The following is an 18,407-nucleotide window of genomic DNA, read 5'->3' as shown; positions in this document are numbered from 1 at the left end:
TCCCCTTAGCTCAGGCGCAGGCGACTGGCGCCCACCAGCCAGCTGTAAATCAGATAAAGCACCACGGTCGCCAACAGCAGCAGCCCACCGAGTGCGGTCGCCATGCCCCAGTTGATGCTGGTGTTGGTGTAGAAGGCGACGAAGTAACTGACCATCTGATCGTTCGGGCTGCCCAGCAACGCCGGGGTGATGTAGTAGCCGATGGCGAGGATGAACACCAACAGGCAACCGGCGCCGACACCGGCATAGGTCTGCGGGAAGTACACCCGCCAGAAGCTGGCGAACGGGTGGCAGCCGAGGGAAATCGCGGCACGCATGTAGGTGGGCGAAATGCCTTTCATCACGCTGTAGATCGGCAGAATCATGAACGGCAGCAGGATATGCACCATGGAGATGTAAACCCCGGTGCGGTTGAACACCAGCTCCAGCGGTTTATCGATGATGCCCATCGCCATCAGGCCGCTGTTGATCAAGCCACCCGATTGCAGCAACACGATCCACGCGGCGACCCGCACCAGGATCGAAGTCCAGAACGGCAGCAACACCAGAATCATCAGCAAGTTGCTTTGCCGTGCCGGCAGGTTCGCCAACAGGTAGGCCAACGGATACGCCAGCAGCAGGCAGATCACGGTGATGACCAGCCCCATCCAGAAGGTCCGGGCGAAGATGTCGAGGTAGATTGCCTGATCGGGCGTGGCCGGGGCCACTTCGCCGAGGTCGTCGATACGGTGATCGACTGCCGCCAGCAAGTAATAAGGTGTGATGCTGCTGGTGTTGCGGCGCACGGCTTGCCAGTAGGCCGGGTCGCCCCAGCGCTCGTCGAGACCTTCCAGCGCTTCTTTATAAGAGGCCGGCTCGCTGGCGAACGGTAAGGCACGTGCAGTTTTGGTCAGCAGGCTGCGGTAGCCGGCCAACTCCATGTTCAAGCGCTTGGACAGGTCGCCCAAGGTCTGATTCTTGCGGGCTTCAGCCAGGTCTTCGCTGGCGGCCTTGTAAACCGGTTCAGCGGGCAGGCCTCGGCCATCCCAACTGGCGATAGCCGTCACGGTGCGCGGCATGCCGCCGACCACTTCCGGGTTACCGACACTTTTGTAGAGCAGCGCCACGATGGGCACCAGAAACACCAGCAACAGAAACAACACCAACGGCGCGATCAAGGCTTGTGCTTTCCAGCGGTTGATCCGCTCGGCGTGCTTGAGCCGCTGCTTCAAGGTGGGGTCGGTGCCCGCGTTCAGGGGAATGGCGGTGGCCATGGCGTACTCCGGAAATCTTTGATCGTTGCAGAGGCATACAAACAACCTGTGGGAGCGAGCTTGCTCGCGATGGGGGCATTACATTCAACATCAATGCTGACTGACCCACTGCTATCGCGAGCAAGCTCGCTCCCACAAGGATTGCGGTGTTCAAACCACAGGGTATTGCTTACTTCGCAGCCCAGGAATTGAAGCGCTGTTCCAGTTGCTCACCGTTGTCAGCCCAGAAGCTGACGTCGATCTGAACTTGGTTGGCGATGTTTTCCGGGGTGGTCGGCATGTCTTTGAGGACATCCTTGGCCAGCAGCGGTACGGCTTGGGTGTTGGCCGGGCCGTAGGCGATGTTTTCCGAGTAGGTCTTCTGCTGCTGCGGCATCACCGAGAACGCGATGAATTTCTTCGCCGCTTCAGCCCGTGCCTTGTCCAGACCTTTTGGAATCGCCCATGCGTCGAAGTCGTAGATACCGCCGTTCCACACGACTTTCAGGTTGCTTTCTTTCTGCACGGCAGCGATCCGGCCGTTGTAGGCCGAGCTCATGACCACGTCGCCGGAAGCGAGGTACTGCGGTGGTTGCGCGCCGGCTTCCCACCACTGGATGCTTGGTTTCAGCTCATCAAGCTTCTTGAACGCGCGGTCCTGACCATCCTTGCCGGCCAGTACTTTGTAGACGTCTTTCGGCGCAACGCCGTCGGCCATCAGAGCGAATTCCAGGGTGTACTTGGCGCCTTTACGCAGGCCACGTTTGCCCGGGAATTTCTTGGTGTCCCAGAAATCCACCCAGCTGGTCGGTGCGGAAGCCAGTTTGTCGGCGTTGTAGGCCAGCACGGTCGACCACACGAAGAAGCCCACGCCGCATGGCTGGATGGCGCCTTTGACGTAGTCTTCGGACTTGCCGAACAACTTCGGATCAAGCTGCTCGAACATGTCTTCGTCGCAACCACGGGACAGTTCTGGCGATTCAACTTCTACCAGGTCCCAGGACACGCTTTTGGTGTCGACCATGGCTTTGACTTTGGCCATCTCGCCGTTGTACTCGCCCGCCACGATCTTGCCGTTACCTGCCGCTTCCCACGGTGCGTAGAAGGCTTTGACCTGCGCTGCCTTGTTCGCCCCGCCAAAGGACACCACGGTCAGGTCCGGGCCCGCCGCCATTGCGTGTGCCGCACCGATCATGCCCATGACCAAAGCGGTGAATTTCAGGGATCTCAACATTTATTGTTCTCTCCACGTGCAGGGTTGGTGTTGTTGAAGCAGGGGGGGGCGATCAATGCGCCTCTAGAAGTGGGTCGAGCGCGCGAACGTGTTCGACCTGCCAGCCAAGCGGTACTACGTCGCCGACGGCCAGCGCGGGATCGAGCTCGGCAATCGGTTGTTTCACAAAAAAATCGGTCTTGCCGCAGACTTCCAGGCGAACCCGGACGTGGTCGCCCAGATAGATGAACTCCTCCACCCTCCCTGAGAAGCGGTTGACGCATTGATCGCTTGCGCCGTTGAGGCTAATGCGCTCGGGGCGAATCGACAGCGTGACGGGTTCGCCGGTCTTGCCGACGTTAACGGCCAGGGCTTCAACCTTTTCACCGCGACCCAGTTCCACGATGCAGCGGTCGCCGGTCTGGCTGTGCAAGCGGCCGTTGAGGCGGTTGTTCTCGCCGATGAAGTTGGCGACGAAGGTGTTTTTCGGCTCTTCGTAGAGGGTCCGCGGCGGCGCGATCTGCTGGATTTCGCCCTGGTGGAAGACTGCCACGCGATCGGACATGGTCAGGGCTTCGCCCTGGTCGTGGGTCACGTAGACCACGGTCACGCCGAGGCGCTGGTGCAGGTGCTTGATTTCCATCTGCATGTGTTCACGCAGTTGTTTGTCCAGTGCGCCGAGGGGTTCGTCCATCAGCACCAGTTGCGGTTCGAACACCAAGGCGCGGGCCAGGGCCACACGCTGCTGCTGACCGCCGGACAGTTGCGCCGGATAACGCTGGGCGAAGGTATCGAGCTGCACCATGCTCAGGACTTTTTTGACCTTGTCGCTGACATCGCTCTTGTTCAAGCCGCGCACTGTCAACGGGAACGCCAGATTCTCGGCGACCGTCATGTGCGGGAACAATGCGTAGTTCTGGAACACCATGCCGATGTCGCGCTTGTGCGGCGGCACGTTGTTGATGGAACGCCCGGCCAGCTGGATTTCGCCAGCGGTCGGTGTTTCGAAACCGGCGAGCATCATCAGGCTGGTGGTCTTGCCGGAGCCGGAGGGGCCGAGCAAGGTGAGGAATTCGCCTTTGCGAATCTCCAGGTTGAGGTCTTTGACGATCAGGTTCTCGCCGTCGTAGCTTTTTTGTACTCCACGAAAGCTGACCAGAATATCGCTGGCCCCTGCGTTTGAATCGACCTGGCTCATACCCACACCTTTGTTGTGATGACTGCTGTGGACTAAGCCTAGTGGACGCTGCCGACCACGCAAATCGGGGCGCAGGAGAGAATGGCCTCAGCGGGATGGAAGGTTGGGGGTAGGGATTGCCCTACAAGGATGGCGGGATTTGATCAGGGAAGCGACAAGCTTGAAGCTGCAAGCCGCAAGAACTGGCAATAGCGATTTGGTGGGATGTCGTAAATGGATATGCCACTGCTATCCCTGTGGGAGCGAGCTTGCTCGCGATGACGGAGTACCAGCCGACATAGATGTTGAATGTTAAGCCGCCATCGCGAGCAAGCTCGCTCCCACAGGAGATTGCAGTTAAGCCGTTGGATTGGGTGCGTTCAGAGAAGTTTGTGCTCCATGGCGTACTTCACCAGTTCCGCCAGGGAGGTGATGTTGAGTTTCTGCATCAGCCGCGCCTTGTGGGTGCTGATGGTTTTGCTGCTCAAGGCCAGTTGCTGGGCGATGTCGTTGACGTTGGCGCCCTGGGCCAGGCGTTCGAACACCGAGAATTCGCGCTCGGACAGCAACGAGTGCAACGGCCGCGAATCGGTCAGACCGACTTCGAAGACCATGCGGTCGGCCAGGTCCGGGTCGATGTAACGCCCGCCCGCCGCGACCTTGCGGATTGCCGTCAGCAGCAGCGCCGGATCGCTATCCTTGGTCGCATAACCCGCAGCGCCGACCTTCAACGCGCGGGCGGCCATTTGCGCTTCGTCATGCATCGACAACACCAGAATCGCCGGCGGATTGTTCAGCGCGCGAATCCGTGGAATCGCCTCCAGCCCGTTAACCCCAGGCATGGAGATGTCCAGCAAGACCACTTCGCAGGGAACATGACGCAAAGTCTCGAGCAACTGCTCGCCATTGCTCGCCTCCCCTACCACCAGCAAATCCTTGGCCAGGCCGATCAATTGCTTGATGCCTTCACGGACGATGGTGTGGTCTTCGGCTACCAGTACACGGATCACTTACTTCTCCTCATCCAGCGGCACTCGCACACTCAGGGTCGTGCCTTCACCCGGTTCACTCTCAAGCGACAATTGCCCACCCATGATCAACACCCGTTCGCGCATGCCGACTACCCCAAAGGATGTCGACCTACCGGTGGCGGGGACAAATCCTACGCCATCATCGCTGACGGTCAGACACAACTCGTTGCCTTCCAGTGCCAATGTCAGTTCGACAGTATGCGCCTGGGCATGGCGCATGACATTGGTCAGCGCTTCCTGAAGGATCCGGAACAGGCCAATCGCCTTGGCATCACTAAGTACCGGCAGGTTCTCCGGCACCTGCACCAGACACGGAATCTGCGTGCGCGCCTCGAATCGGCGGGCCTGCCACTCGATGGCCGAGGCAATTCCGGCGTCGAGAATCGGTGGCCGCAGCGCCGTGGCCACGTCGCGTACCAACTGGAACAGCTGCGCTATTAGCCGCTTCATGCTGTTCAAGCGTTCGTTCAGACCGGGGTCGAGCTGGGCGTAGGCCAGTTCGCACATGGAGGTTTCCAGCTTCAGCACGGTGAGCATCTGACCCAGCTCGTCGTGAACCTCCCGGGCGATGCGGGCCTTTTCCTCTTCCCGCACGCTCTCCAGGTGCGCAGACAACTCGCGCAGGTGCTCGCGAGAGCTGGCCAGTTCCAGTTCGATGCGCTTGCTCTCGCTGATGTCCCAGACAATCCCGTCCCAGACATAGGCGCCGTCTTCGAGTCGGCGGGTGACGGCCTTGATTTCGGCCCAGCGCTGTTGGCCCGAACGGGTGAGAATCCGTCCCTGCCACGACCAGTCACTGTCGGTATCCAGCGCATGGTCCTGGGTTTGGTGATAACTGGCCTTGTCGTCCGGGTGCACCAGGCTGCGCAGGCCTTTGTCGCGATGGGCCAGGGTCGCGGGTGAGTAACCCACCAGACTCTCGCTGCCTTCACTGATGTAGGCAAAGTCGATCTGCCCCGTCACCGGTGCCCGTTCCAGACGAAAGACCAGCCCTGGGACGTTGGCGGCGATCCCTTGCAGACGCGCCTCACTTTCCTGCAACGCGGCCAATGCACGACGGCGCTCGGTGACGTCGTTGAGGTAAACCACCAGGTATTCGCTGTCACGAAACCGCAAAAAACTCAGCGAAACATCCACCGGCAGATTGCTGCCATCGGCCCGAACACAATTGGTTTCGAAACTTTGCGGGCCGTCCTCGCTGGCCCGGGCGCGTTTCCACAGGTTCAGCCAGCGGTCCATGTGCAAGTCGGGCTCGAAGTCGATCAGCGGCCGATCAATGATCCCGCCCGCTGGATATCCCAGCATGGTTTCGGCTGCGCGATTGGCGTAGCGCACATGACTGTCCCAGTTGACCCAAAGGATGCCGACGGTGCTCTGGTCGATGGAAAACTGCGTGAGGCGCAAGGCTTCTTCGCTGGCGGCACGCAGGGCAATGTCTTCGCGCGCTGCCCGCAAACGATGCTCAAGACTGTGCTGCTGCCGACGCTGCCAGAACACGATGGCCATGCTGCTCAGCATCAACACCGCCAACAGCAGACAGAGGTTTTGCCAGAAACCCGGGGACTCGGTCAGGCGCGGGTATTTGGGTTGCAGCCATTGGTTGTGCAGCTGCTCCAGGTCTTTGGCCGGGATCGCCCGCAACGCGCTTTCGACGATGCCGGCCAGTTCCGGCCAATCCCGGCGCGTGGCCACCCGCAACAGTTGCGGCAAGCCGATATCACCGACCACCACCAGGCCGGCGAACTCAGGTTCGGCGGACAAACGCCCCAGCTGCGCTTCGTCGACCACGGCGTAACTGGCCTGCTGACTCAATAACAGTTGCAGTGCCTGGCGCTCGATCGGTACGCCTTGAAGGTTCAGGTGCGGGTAATTGCTGCGCAGGTAATCGGCGGTAGCGCCGGGCATGCGCACGGCGACGCGGGTCTGGCTGTCGAGTTTTTCCAGCTCGACCACGCCGGTGCTTTTCTGGTCACTGACCACCAGTTGCGGTACCCGCATATATGGGTCGGAAAACTGCCAGAGACGCAGGCCTCCGGGAGTTTGGGTCAGCCCCGGAGCGATGTCGATTTCACCCTCGCGCACGGCGGTTTCCAGCTGCGTCAGGTCGGAAAAGTTGCGCCAGCTCAGCTCGACTTTGAGCGCCTTGGCCAGCCACTTCATCAGCTCGACATTGACCCCGGACAAACGCTGCAAGCGGCGATCGTATTGGGCGTAGGGCACTTGCAACACCAGCCCCACGCGCAATTCGCCATGTTGCGCCAGCCATTGCTGCTGGCCCGCGGACAATTGCGCGACGTGCACTGGTGGCGCGGGAGCCGCCCAGCCCATCAAGGGAAACCACAAACAGCCGATAACCCACAGGCAGCAAAAACGCATCATCGAAGTCTCACACACTGACAAATACTGACCAACCCATTAGGCTGCCGGAATAACTTCTGGCCTGGAATATCCGATGCCCCCTGTCTACCGCCTGGCACTGCCAGCATTGTGCCTGTCGCTGATCCTGCCTTGCGCCTTTTCCGTCGAGGCTGCCAACCCGGCGCCTGCCACTACGGGAACACCCGCCGAAGAAAAACCGCTCGAGCGCCAACCGCTGCTTGAGCGTAGTCAGGAAGAAGCGTCTGCACTTGAGCGACAGATCCCGGCTCAGGAACAGCAGCAACTGCAAGCGGGCAGCGACACGTTTCTGGCCTTGTGGAAACCAGCCAATACCGCCGAACCCAAAGGCGCGGTGATTATCATCCCGGGCGCCGGCGAAACCGTTGACTGGCCGCAAGCAATCGGTCCATTGCGACGTAAATTGCCGGACGCCGAGTGGAGCAGCCTGAGTATCACCTTGCCGGACCTGCAAAGCGATGCCGTTGCGCCGCGTATCGTAGAAGTGGCACCCAAACCAAAAGCCGCTGACACCACCAGCAAAGACTCGACCACTGCAGCGCCCATCGAACAAGCGGCGGGCGGTGAAGCGGAGGTGGCGGACAAGGCGATCGCCGAAACCACCGAGGAACAGGCCAAAGCCGACGCCGAACGAATCTTCGCCCGCATCGACGCCGCGATTGCCTACGCCGAACAGCAAAGCGCTCGCCGCATTGTCGTGCTGGGGCATGGGACTGGCGCTTACTGGGCCGCGCGCTATCTGAGCGAGAAGCAGCCCTCGCAAGTGGAGCAGTTTGTGATGGTCGCCGCTCAGATGCCGGTGAAAGCCAAACCAGAGCTGGCCGAACTGACACCGACCCTGAAGCTGCCCACCGCAGACATCTTCTATATGGACAAGCCGCTGGATCGCAACCTGGCGCTGGCACGCTTGCAAGCCAGCAAACGTTTGAAGACTTCGGGGTTCAGCCAGGTTTCGCTCAAGGCTTTGCCGGGTAATTCCAAGGCTGAGCAAGAGCAGCTGTTCCGTCGGGTGCGGGGCTGGTTGAATCCACAGAGCGCGGTGAACTGATAGACAGCTACCGAAAATCCCGCCGCGCGCGAATCAATGTGTAGGCGCTATGCAGTTCGCGAGTCTTGTCAGTGGCTTCGCGCACCTGCAGCGCGGTCGCACCGCTGCCGGCGATCTTGTCCGGATGATGGCGACTCAGCAGGCGTCGATAAGCATGCTTGATCTGCGCCGGCTCGCTGGTCGCGGAAACGCCCAAAAGCCGCAGAGCGTCTTGATAGGTCAGCGCGCTGCTGGTCTGTGCAAACTTGTGCTGCTCGTAATCGGCCGACAGCGCCTGCACCTGCCGCGACGTCCAGCCCAGCCATTTACCCCACTGCCTGATCAGCTCTCGCTCAGCGTTACCGGCGCGGCCATCAGCCCAAATCATCCGCCAACAGGCGCGCAAGACGCCTTCGGCCGCATGGGGCTGAGCGCTCAACCGGCGCAAATAACCGCGCAACCGGTCATCTCCCGACTTGCCGCGATTGAACGCGGCAATGGCCCGACGCTGGCCCGACTCGGTCATTTCCAGCAAACGCATTTCCTGACGGGCCTGCTGGATGTGGCCTTCCACCACCCGTCCATCGCACTTGGCCAGACGCCCCAACAACACAAACAGCAGTTCATCGTTGCGCAGCACTGAGCGGCCACCGAGCTTTTCTCGTAAATGCGCCCAGCTCTGTATGTGCAAGTGCCGGTCCAGTACCTGCCCCAACAAGGCGCCAAGCATGGCCCCCGGAATGCTGGCGATGAAAAACCCCGCACCGGCTCCAATCAGAGTCCCTGGCCACAGCATGTCAGCGTCTCGCTTCTAACAGAGTTTCGACTTCAGCCAGACGCTCGTGAGTGCCAACATCCACCCAATGTCCATTCAAGTGCTCGCCGGTGACGAGCCCATCGGCCATGGCTTTGCGCAGCAGTGGTGCAAGTTTGAAGGCGCCGGCGGAGCAACCGTCGAACAGCTGCGGGTGCAGGACCGCGATGCCGCTGTAGGTCAGGGTTGCAGTGTCCGGGTGACCGTCGCGTACTTGTCCGTCGATCAGACTGAAATCTCCGGTCGGATGATGGGCAGGGTTATCCGCCAACACCAAATGCGCCAGCCCGGTGATGGGTTGGTGCAACACGCTGAAGTCGTAGTCGGTCCAGATGTCACCGTTGACCACCATAAAGGCCTCGTCACCCAGCAACGGCAGTGCGCGAAAAATCCCGCCTCCGGTTTCCAGTGGCTCACCTTCCGGCGAGTACTGAATACGTACGCCGTATTGCGAGCCATCACCCAGGTAGTTTTCGATCAGTTGGCCGAGCCAGGCATGGTTGATCACCACCTCGGTAAACCCCGCCACCGCCAGGGCTTTCAAGTGATACTCGATCAACGGTATACCGCCAGCGCGAACCAGCGGTTTCGGCGTGGTCAAGGTCAGCGGGCGCATGCGCTCGCCTTTACCTGCCGCCAGAATCATTGCCTTCATGCATTCGCTCCAGCACGCAGACTCATCATCAACACATCCAGCTCGGCCAGTTCAGGACGGCGGGCGATCACGGCGTCTATATAAGCAAAGAAGCGTGGCACATCGCCGAGATAACGCGGCTTGCCGTCGCGGTGGCAGATGCGGGCAAAGATGCCGATCACTTTCAGGTGCCGCTGCACGCCCATCAGGTCACTGGCCCGCAGGAAATCTTCGAAGTCGGGCTGAACCGGGATCCCTAGATCGCCCGCTTGCTGCCAGTAAGCTTCCAGCCAGCCGCGCACACGCTCCTCGGGCCAGCTGAGGAACGCATCCTTGAACAGGCAGGTTACGTCGTAGGTCACGGGACCATAGACTGCGTCCTGGAAATCCAGCACGCCGGGATTTGGCTCGCTGAGCATCAGGTTGCGCGGCATGTAATCGCGGTGCACCAGCACTTTAGGCTGGGCCAGTGCGCTGTCGATCAATAGCTCAGTCACGTTCTGCCAGAGTATTTGCTGCGCCGAGTCGAACTCGATGCCCAGCTCGCGCTTCACGTACCACTCAGGGAACAATTCCAGCTCGCGGCGCAGCAGCGCCACGTCATAACTTGGCAGTGGTGCAACCATCGGCAACTGCTGAAATGCCAGCAACGCTTGCAGGGCATCCTTGAACAAATTGTCGGCATTTTCGCTGTCGATCACGTCCAGGTAAGTCTTGTTGCCCAGGTCATTGAGCAAAAGAAAACCACGTTCGAGGTCTTCGGCATAAATTTTCGGAACATTTATTCCGGATTTCGCCAGCAGAAAAGCGATATCCACGAAGGGTTTACAGTTTTCCTGGGGCGGTGGCGCGTCCATCACGACGAAGCTTCTGCCCTCGCCTTCCCAGCGGAAATAGCGTCGGAAACTCGCATCGCTACTGGCCGCGGTCAACGTGGCCAGGGGTACGGCACCCCAACCCTGTTCTGCAAAGAGGGCAGCCAATTGCTCATCGAGCCAAACTTTCAGGTGTTGCAAACGTACATCTTGGTCAGGCATTGCAAGGGTCTCCGACGGCGCTAGCCGTCAAGCGGGTCATGCTTTATTATCCAGCATCTTTTTCAGACCATCGAGAGGCGTGCGGCCCACACCGCGGGCAGATGGCACGCAGGAAGCCCGGACTAATAAGATGGCATTGAAATCCCCCGCGTTTCGTAAAAAATTTCCGTTGTTGGTTACCGGCAGTCTGCTGGCCCTGCAACCTCTAGCCACTTCGTTCGTGGTCGCCGCGGAACAGTATGACTGCTCAGTCTCTGCTTCGGGTGCCTGGAACTGTGCGCCAAAATCTCCAGCAGCTGCGCTGCCACCTCGCCCCGTCCATGACGGCAGTGCGGCGGTAAGCACGAGCGGCGAGACTCCCGCTGACAGCGGTTTTAGTCAAGACACCGGTGCCAAGCCTGTGCTGGTGACTGATTCCAAGGGCCGTGGCCTGAAGTCGCGTAGCGAAGACTACAGTCACCTCGACTGGGTTCCGCGCGAGAAGCTCACTGCAGCGCAATTGGCCGAAACCGGTCCTTACTGCGCTGGTTCCTATATCGAACCGATTCGTCCTGGCATGAATGACAAGACGAATAAAAGTGACGCTCCAACCTTTCTCGGCGCCAAAGCCTCTCGTTATAAGCAGGATGAGCAGGTCGCGACCCTCGCGGGTGACGTGGTCATGCGCCAGGGCAGCATGCAGGTCGAAGCCGACGAAGCGAACCTGTACCAGGCCGAGAGCCGTGGCGAACTGAGCGGCAACGTCCGTATTCGCGACAACGGCGCGCTGATCGTGGGCGACCACGCCGACGTGCAGCTCGACACCGGTGAAGCCAAGGTCGACAACGCCGAATACGTGATGCATAAATCCCGTATCCGCGGTAACGCGCTGTACGCAAAACGTGCCGAGAACGCGATCATCCGCCTCAAGGATGGTACGTACACCACGTGCGAACCGGACAGCAACGCCTGGCAGCTCAAGGGCAACAACATCACCTTGAACCCGGCCACCGGCTTCGGTACCGCGACCAACGTGACGCTGCGGGTCAAGGACATTCCGGTCCTTTACACGCCGTACATCTATTTCCCGATCGACGACCGTCGCCAGTCCGGCTTCCTGCCGCCGACCATCGGCACCGGCACCGATACCGGCTTCATGCTGGTTACACCGTATTACTTCAACCTGGCACCGAACTACGATGCCACGTTGTACCCGCGCTACATGAGCAAGCACGGGCTGTTGATGGAAGGTGAGTTCCGTTACCTGACCCCGTCCAGCGAAGGTCAGTTCGGCGCCGCGTACCTCAATGACGAAGACACCGATCGCAGCAAGCAGACCGATTACCAGAAAAACCGCTACATGTATAACTGGCAGCACAAGGGCGGTCTCGACTCGCGCGTTCTGACGCAAGTCGATTACACCAAGCTCAGCGATCCGTATTACTTCCAGGACCTGCAAACCGACCAGATCGGGGTGAAAAGCGCTGACTTCGTGAACCAGCAGGGTTCCGTCACCTATCGTGGCGACAGCTACACCGCTCGTGTGAACGCCCAGGCTTATCAGCTCGCGACCGTTTCGGACATTACGCCGTACGACCGCTTGCCGCAGATCACTTTCAATGGTCAGTTGCCGACTCACCCAAGTGGCCTGAACTTCGACTACGAGACAGAAGTCGTACGCTTCGACCGTGATTTGAAGAACGGTAACTTCGTAAACGAAGATGGCACCGTCGAACCGCGTCTTGATAACAACGTTCAAGGCTTGGCACGTGCCAACGGCGACCGTTTGAATCTCAAACCGGCGATCAGCCTGCCGCTGGACTGGACTTATGGCTTCGTGAAGCCATCGCTCAAATACCAATACACCCAGTACCAACTGGATCTGGACGGTACCGGCAAGAGCCAGATCGCCGCCCAGGATCAAGCCGCAGCTGCAGCCGGGACTGAAAACTTCAATGGTAATTTCGGCAGCAGCCAGAACCGTGGCGTGCCGATTGCAAGCATTGACAGCGGCCTGTACTTCGATCGCAACACCCAATGGTTCGGCAAGAACTATCGCCAGACCCTAGAACCGCGCCTGTTCTACCTGTACGTGCCTGAAAAGGATCAGGAAGACATTCCGGTATTCGACACCAGCGAATACACCTTCAACTACGCGTCGCTGTTCCGTGACAACCGCTTCTCCGGCTCCGACCGCGTCGGCGACGAGAACAAACTGTCTCTGGGCATAACCAACCGCTGGATCGAAGACAATGGCTTCGAGCGTCAACGCATCAGCATCGGCCAGGCCATGTATTTCAAGGATCGCGAAGTCCAGTTGCCGGGTATCGATCCAAAAACTCGCGACGACGCGCATGCCAACGTTTCACCATATGCGCTGGAATACGAATATCGCTGGAACCGCGATTGGCGCACCACGGCCGATTACAACTGGGACCCGGACAGCCGCAGCCCACGCTCGGGCAGCGCGATGTTCCACTACCAGCCTGAAGACAACCCGAACAAGGTCATCAACGCCGGCTATCGCTATCGTAATGACCAGGTCCGTTACGACCAGAACACCGGTAAATGGCAAGTCGGCGGTGGTGACTACGGCACCCCTGGCCAACCTGGCTACGTGAAGGACTACTACAAAATTGAGCAGCACGACTTCTCGGTGATCTGGCCGATCGTGCCGCAATGGAACGCCATCAGCCGCTGGCAGTATGACTACAACCGTAACCGTACCCTAGAAGCTTTCGGTGGTTTCGAGTACGACAACTGCTGCTGGAAACTGCGCCTGATCAACCGTTACTGGGTTTCGTATGACGAGTTCAGTCAGAACGCCCCGGAAAACGAAAAAGGCGACCACGGCATCTTCCTACAAATTGTTCTGAAGGGACTCGGCGGCCTCACCGGCGCCAAAGTAGAGAGCTTCCTCGACAAAGGCATCCAAGGTTATCGTGAACGTGAAGACCAAGCTTTCTGATTGTCTGCGCCCGCTGATGCTGGGCGCGCTGTTCCTGGGTACCGCGGCGAACGCCGCGGTGCAGTCCATCGATAAAGTGGTGGCCATTGTCGATAACGACGTGGTCATGCAGAGCCAACTGGACCAACGCGTTCATGAGGTTCAGCAAACCATCGCCAAACGCGGCTCTGCTGTACCACCGGCCAACGTGCTGGATCAGCAGGTGCTTGAACGTCTGATCGTCGAAAACCTGCAACTGCAGATCGGCGAACGTTCCGGCATCCGCATTACCGATGAAGAACTGAACCAGGCTGTCGGCACCATTGCCCAGCGCAACAACATGTCCGTGGATCAATTTCGCGCCGCCCTGACTCGCGACGGTCTGTCTTACGACGACGCCCGTGACCAGATTCGCCGCGAGATGGTCATCAGCCGTGTGCGTCAGCGTCGTGTAGCCGAGCGCATCCAGGTTTCCGAACAGGAAGTGAAGAACTTCCTCGCTTCCGACCTTGGCAAAATGCAGCTATCCGAAGAATTCCGCCTGGCCAACATCCTGATTCCTACGCCGGAAAGCGCCAACTCCGACGCGATTCAGAATGCAGCCAAACAGGCAGACGCGGTTTACCAGCAGCTCAAGCAAGGCGCTGACTTCGGTCAGTTGGCAATCGCCAAATCCGCCAGCGAAACCGCACTGGAAGGTGGCGACATGGGCTGGCGTAAAGCCGGTCAACTGCCACCTCCGTTCGATCGCATGCTGAGCACCATGGCTGTCGGCGACATTACCCAGCCAATGCGCACACCGGGCGGTTTCATCATCCTGAAGATCCTCGACAAGCGTGGCGGTGAGACCCAGACACGCGATGAAGTGCACGTGCGTCATATCCTGGTAAAACCGAGTCCGATCCGCGACGAAGCAAAAACCAAAGCCCTGGCTCAGTCGCTCTACTCCCGAATCGAAGCGGGCGAAGATTTCGGCGAACTGGCGAAAAGCTTCTCGGAAGATCCGGGTTCCGCCCTCAACGGTGGCGATCTGAACTGGATCGATCCGAATGCATTGGTGCCTGAATTCCGCGAAGTGATGGCCAAGACCCCACAAGGTCAGCTATCCAAGCCGTTCCAGACCCAATATGGCTGGCACGTTCTGGAAGTCCTTGGCCGTCGCGCCACTGACAGCACCACCCAGGCCCGCGAGCAGCAAGCAATGACTGTATTGCGTAACCGCAAATACGACGAAGAGCTGCAAACCTGGCTGCGTCAGATCCGTGACGAAGCGTACGTAGAGATCAAACTCCCTGGTGCAGACCAGGCAGCGCAGTGAACCCCAAACGTTTCGCGCTGACACCCGGCGAACCGGCCGGCATAGGTCCCGACCTGTGCCTGCTGCTCGCCTCGCAAGCCCAGCCCCACCCCCTGATTGCCATTACCAGCCGCGACCTGCTCCTTGAGCGGGCCGTGCAGCTGGGTGTGGTTGTCGATTTGCTGCCGGTCACCCCGGACAACTGGCCGGATGTACCCGCGCCAGCCAACAGCCTGTATGTCTGGGATACACCGCTCAACGCCAAGGTCACTGCCGGGCAACTGGACAAAGCCAATGCGGCGTTCGTTCTCGAAACTCTGACTCGAGCTGGCCAAGGCTGCCTGGACGGGCATTTTGCCGGCATGATCACGGCCCCTGTGCACAAGGGCGTGATCAATGAATCCGGGATCGCCTTTTCCGGGCACACAGAATTTCTCGCCGACCTGACCCATACCGCCCAAGTGGTGATGATGCTCGCCACTCGCGGTTTGCGCGTGGCGCTGGTCACCACTCACCTGCCTCTTCGCGAGATTGCCGATGCGATCACGCCGGAGCGTCTGGAACGGGTCACGCGAATCCTGCACGCCGACCTACAAGAAAAATTCGGCATTGCCCGGCCACGCATCCTCGTGTGTGGGCTCAACCCCCACGCCGGCGAAGGCGGACACCTGGGCCATGAAGAAATCGACATCATCGAACCTACATTAGAGCGCCTGCGCGGCGAAGGAATGGACCTTCGTGGCCCCCTGCCCGCCGACACTCTGTTTACCCCCAAGTATCTGGAGCACTGCGATGCAGTGCTGGCGATGTACCACGACCAGGGCCTGCCTGTGCTGAAGTACAAAGGCTTCGGCGCGGCAGTCAACGTGACCCTCGGCTTGCCGATCATCCGCACATCGGTCGACCACGGCACCGCCCTGGACCTGGCCGGCAGCGGCAAAATCGATACCGGCAGCCTGCAAGTCGCCCTGGAAACCGCCTACCAGATGGCCGAGACCCGTTTATGACCGAGCATTACCAACACCGGGCGCGCAAGCGCTTCGGCCAGAACTTCCTGCACGATGCCGGCGTAATCGACCGCATCCTGCGCGCTATCCACGCCAAGCCCGAAGACCGCCTTCTGGAAATCGGCCCTGGCCAGGGTGCGCTAACCCAAGGCCTGCTAAACAGCGGCGCCCAGTTGGACGTGGTGGAACTGGACAAGGATCTGATCCCGATCCTCAACCAGCAATTTGCCAGCAAGAGCAATTTCAACCTGCATCAGGGCGACGCGCTGAAGTTCGACTTCACCAGCCTGAACGCCGCGCCGAACAGCCTGCGGGTGGTCGGCAACCTGCCGTACAACATCTCTACGCCGCTGATTTTTCACCTGCTGCATAACGCCAGTCTGATTCGCGACATGCATTTCATGCTGCAAAAGGAAGTGGTCGAGCGCCTGGCAGCAGGCCCAGGCGGTGGTGACTGGGGTCGCTTGTCGATCATGGTTCAGTATCACTGCCGGGTTGAGCATCTGTTCAACGTTGGTCCGGGCGCATTCAATCCGCCGCCCAAAGTCGATTCGGCCATCGTGCGCCTGGTGCCCCATGCGGTGCTGCCGCACCCGGCCAAGGATCACAAGCTGTTGGAGCGTGTCGTGCGCGAAGCCTTTAACCAGCGCCGCAAGACCCTGCGCAACACCCTCAAACTGCTGCTGAGCAATGCTGAAATCGAAGCCGCCGGCGTTGATGGCAGCCTGCGTCCCGAACAACTCGATCTGGCCGCCTTCGTGCGCCTTGCCGACAAGCTCAGCGAACAAGTCCTACAGACGCCCGCCGCCGACTGACAGGCAATGAGCGTTATCGGGTAGGACACCAGCCTTCATGTCTGGTTTACTACCCGATACTTGGCCTAGACTGAGTTCCATCAGCTACGCCCCGCGTTCCGCTTCGTTTAAGGCCTCTTGCATGTCCGATCCTCGTTACCAGGTCGACGTCAGCGTCGTCACCCGCTATCTGGCAGAACAATCGCAACCCGAGCAAAACCGCTTTGCCTTCGCCTACACCATCACCGTGCACAACAATGGCGAGCTACCGGCCAAACTGTTGTCGCGGCACTGGGTGATCACCGACGGTGACGGGCATGTCGAAGAGGTTCGCGGTGCGGGCGTTGTTGGCCAGCAGCCGTTGATCGACGTGGGCGAAAGCCACACCTACAGCAGCGGCACCGTCATGACCTCCAAGGTCGGCACGATGCAGGGCTCTTATGAAATGGTTGCCGACGACGGCAAACACTTCGACGCCATCATCGCCCCATTCCGTCTGGCTGTGCCCGGAGCCCTGCACTGATGGCAACGTACGCCGTCGGCGATCTGCAAGGCTGCCTTCAAGCATTGCAATGCCTGCTCAAGCAGGTCGCCTTCGACCCGACACGGGATCGTCTGTGGCTGGTAGGCGATCTGGTCAACCGTGGCCCGCAGTCCCTGGACACCTTGCGCTTCCTCTATAGCATCCGCGAATCGCTGGTGTGCGTGCTCGGCAACCATGACCTGCACCTGCTGGCGGCCGGGAAAAACATCGAACGCTTGAAGAAGTCCGACACCCTGCTCGAGATTCTCGCAGCGCCCGATTGCGCGGAACTGCTGGAGTGGCTGCGTCAGCAAAAGCTCATGCACTACGACGAACAGCGCGATGTCGCGCTGGTACATGCGGGCATTCCGCCCCAGTGGTCACTGCGCAAGGCCTTGAAGTATGCCGCCGAAGTCGAGACGGCATTGCGCGATGACAACCTGTTGCCGCCCTACCTCGATGGCATGTACGGCAACGATCCGGCGAAATGGGACAACGACCTCAAAGGCGTGACACGCCTGCGAGTGATCACCAACTATTTCACCCGCATGCGGTTTTGTACCGCCGAGGGCAAGCTTGACCTCAAAAGCAAGGAAGGCCTCGACAATGCGCCACCGGGCTACAAACCCTGGTTTCAGCACAAAGAGCGCAAGACCAAGGGCCTGAAGATCATCTTCGGCCACTGGGCCGCTCTGGAAGGCCGATGCAATGAGCCGGGCATCTCGGCCCTCGACACCGGTTGTGTCTGGGGCGGCGCCCTGACCCTCATGAATGTCGACAGCGGTGAACGCCTGTCTTGCAAATGCGACGAGCATGGCCTTGCCCTGCCGCCAGTCGCCGCACTTATCCCCGATCCATCGTCAGCTAGCGCCCCGCGCTAGACTGCGCTTTCAGCCGAGCCACAGGAGCCCGCAATGAGCGAATTCAAACGTATCCCCCCGGAACAGGCCCAGGCCCTGCGCGAACAAGGCGCGGTGGTGGTCGATGTTCGCGACCCAGCGACCTTTGCCGCACTGCACATAGCCGGTTCGAAGCATCTGGATAACCACTCCATCTCGGATTTCATCCGCGCTGCCGACCTCGACGCACCGACCGTGGTCGTCTGCTACCACGGCAATTCCAGTCAGAGCGCCGCTGCGTACCTCATTAGTCAGGGCTTCTCCGACGTCTACAGCATGGATGGCGGTTTTGAACTGTGGCGTACGACTTACCCTTCGGAAACGGCGCAAGGCACTTCCGAATAATTTTTTTGTAACGCGCAAGCCCCGGCCCCCGCGGGCTCGCGCGGTGGCAGACGA

The 18,407-nt window shown here is 59.8% G+C and carries 16 protein-coding genes; 8 read left to right on the top strand and 8 right to left on the bottom strand.

The features are described 5' to 3' along the window. Window positions 1-5: 5 nt before the first annotated feature. From MO767_RS19510 to MO767_RS19490, 5 genes are all read right to left on the bottom strand, one after another. Window positions 6-1,253, bottom strand: a complete 1,248-nt coding sequence (locus MO767_RS19510) for an ABC transporter permease (protein WP_282481838.1) — start codon at window positions 1,251-1,253, stop codon at window positions 6-8. Window positions 1,254-1,422: 169 nt separating this feature from the next. Continuing rightward, window positions 1,423-2,466, bottom strand: a complete 1,044-nt coding sequence (locus tag MO767_RS19505; protein ID WP_033056205.1) for an ABC transporter substrate-binding protein — start codon at window positions 2,464-2,466, stop codon at window positions 1,423-1,425. A gap of 52 nt (window positions 2,467-2,518) precedes the next feature. Beyond that, a complete protein-coding gene (locus MO767_RS19500; protein WP_282481837.1) occupies window positions 2,519-3,643 on the bottom strand; it encodes an ABC transporter ATP-binding protein in 1,125 nt (374 codons plus the stop codon). Between the two features lie 359 nt (window positions 3,644-4,002). After that, entirely contained in the window at window positions 4,003-4,632 is a 630-nt protein-coding gene (locus MO767_RS19495; protein ID WP_003210977.1) for a response regulator transcription factor, read from the bottom strand. Then, window positions 4,633-7,032 carry a sensor histidine kinase gene (locus MO767_RS19490; protein ID WP_282481836.1) on the bottom strand — a complete coding sequence of 800 codons (2,400 nt, stop codon included), beginning with the start codon at window positions 7,030-7,032 and terminating at the stop codon, window positions 4,633-4,635. 73 nt (window positions 7,033-7,105) lie between these two features. On the opposite strand from MO767_RS19490, the gene MO767_RS19485 reads away from it, so the two are divergent. Continuing rightward, window positions 7,106-8,098, top strand: a complete 993-nt coding sequence (locus MO767_RS19485; protein WP_282481835.1) for an alpha/beta hydrolase family protein — start codon at window positions 7,106-7,108, stop codon at window positions 8,096-8,098. Between the two features lie 7 nt (window positions 8,099-8,105). Here MO767_RS19485 and MO767_RS19480 read toward each other — a convergent pair whose 3' ends face one another. Genes MO767_RS19480 through MO767_RS19470 form a run of 3 tightly spaced genes read right to left on the bottom strand, consistent with a single transcriptional unit; the run spans window position 8,106 to window position 10,562 of the window. Beyond that, a complete protein-coding gene (locus tag MO767_RS19480) occupies window positions 8,106-8,873 on the bottom strand; it encodes a TerB family tellurite resistance protein (RefSeq protein ID WP_282481834.1) in 768 nt (255 codons plus the stop codon). A gap of 1 nt (window position 8,874) precedes the next feature. Next, window positions 8,875-9,546 carry an N-acetylmuramate alpha-1-phosphate uridylyltransferase MurU gene (murU, locus tag MO767_RS19475; RefSeq protein WP_282481833.1) on the bottom strand — a complete coding sequence of 224 codons (672 nt, stop codon included), beginning with the start codon at window positions 9,544-9,546 and terminating at the stop codon, window positions 8,875-8,877. Then, entirely contained in the window at window positions 9,543-10,562 is a 1,020-nt protein-coding gene (locus tag MO767_RS19470) for a phosphotransferase (RefSeq protein WP_282481832.1), read from the bottom strand. The genes murU and MO767_RS19470 overlap by 4 nt, the downstream gene beginning before the upstream one ends. Window positions 10,563-10,692: 130 nt before the next feature. Here MO767_RS19470 and MO767_RS19465 point away from each other — a divergent pair, with 130 nt between their 5' ends. The 7 genes from MO767_RS19465 (at window position 10,693) to glpE (ending at window position 18,353) form a co-directional block, all read left to right on the top strand. Further along, window positions 10,693-13,509, top strand: a complete 2,817-nt coding sequence (locus MO767_RS19465) for an LPS-assembly protein LptD (RefSeq protein ID WP_282481831.1) — start codon at window positions 10,693-10,695, stop codon at window positions 13,507-13,509. Next, the gene (gene surA, locus MO767_RS19460) at window positions 13,490-14,806 is read left to right on the top strand and encodes a peptidylprolyl isomerase SurA (protein WP_282481830.1); all 1,317 of its coding nucleotides are present in this window, start codon (window positions 13,490-13,492) and stop codon (window positions 14,804-14,806) included. The genes MO767_RS19465 and surA overlap by 20 nt, the downstream gene beginning before the upstream one ends. Further along, a complete protein-coding gene (gene pdxA, locus MO767_RS19455; protein ID WP_282481829.1) occupies window positions 14,803-15,792 on the top strand; it encodes a 4-hydroxythreonine-4-phosphate dehydrogenase PdxA in 990 nt (329 codons plus the stop codon). The genes surA and pdxA overlap by 4 nt, the downstream gene beginning before the upstream one ends. Continuing rightward, window positions 15,789-16,607 (top strand): 16S rRNA (adenine(1518)-N(6)/adenine(1519)-N(6))-dimethyltransferase RsmA, encoded by an 819-nt coding sequence (gene rsmA / locus MO767_RS19450; protein ID WP_033056215.1) that lies wholly within the window; start codon window positions 15,789-15,791, stop codon window positions 16,605-16,607. Before pdxA ends, rsmA begins: the two co-directional genes overlap by 4 nt. 121 nt (window positions 16,608-16,728) lie before the next feature. Beyond that, a complete protein-coding gene (gene apaG, locus MO767_RS19445) occupies window positions 16,729-17,109 on the top strand; it encodes a Co2+/Mg2+ efflux protein ApaG (protein WP_282481828.1) in 381 nt (126 codons plus the stop codon). Further along, complete coding sequence (locus MO767_RS19440) at window positions 17,109-17,990, top strand: symmetrical bis(5'-nucleosyl)-tetraphosphatase (RefSeq protein WP_282481827.1); 882 nt, start codon at window positions 17,109-17,111, stop codon at window positions 17,988-17,990. The genes apaG and MO767_RS19440 overlap by 1 nt, the downstream gene beginning before the upstream one ends. 33 nt (window positions 17,991-18,023) lie before the next feature. Next, window positions 18,024-18,353: a thiosulfate sulfurtransferase GlpE gene (gene glpE / locus MO767_RS19435; RefSeq protein ID WP_008147200.1), complete on the top strand. Its 330-nt coding sequence runs from the start codon at window positions 18,024-18,026 to the stop codon at window positions 18,351-18,353. Window positions 18,354-18,407 lie beyond the last annotated feature (54 nt).

This window comes from Pseudomonas sp. UYIF39, from assembly GCF_029963765.1.
Classification (GTDB): Bacteria; Pseudomonadota; Gammaproteobacteria; order Pseudomonadales; family Pseudomonadaceae; genus Aquipseudomonas.
The sequence above is the reverse complement of the archived record's forward strand: the minus strand, read 5'-3'. Positions and strand labels throughout refer to the sequence as shown.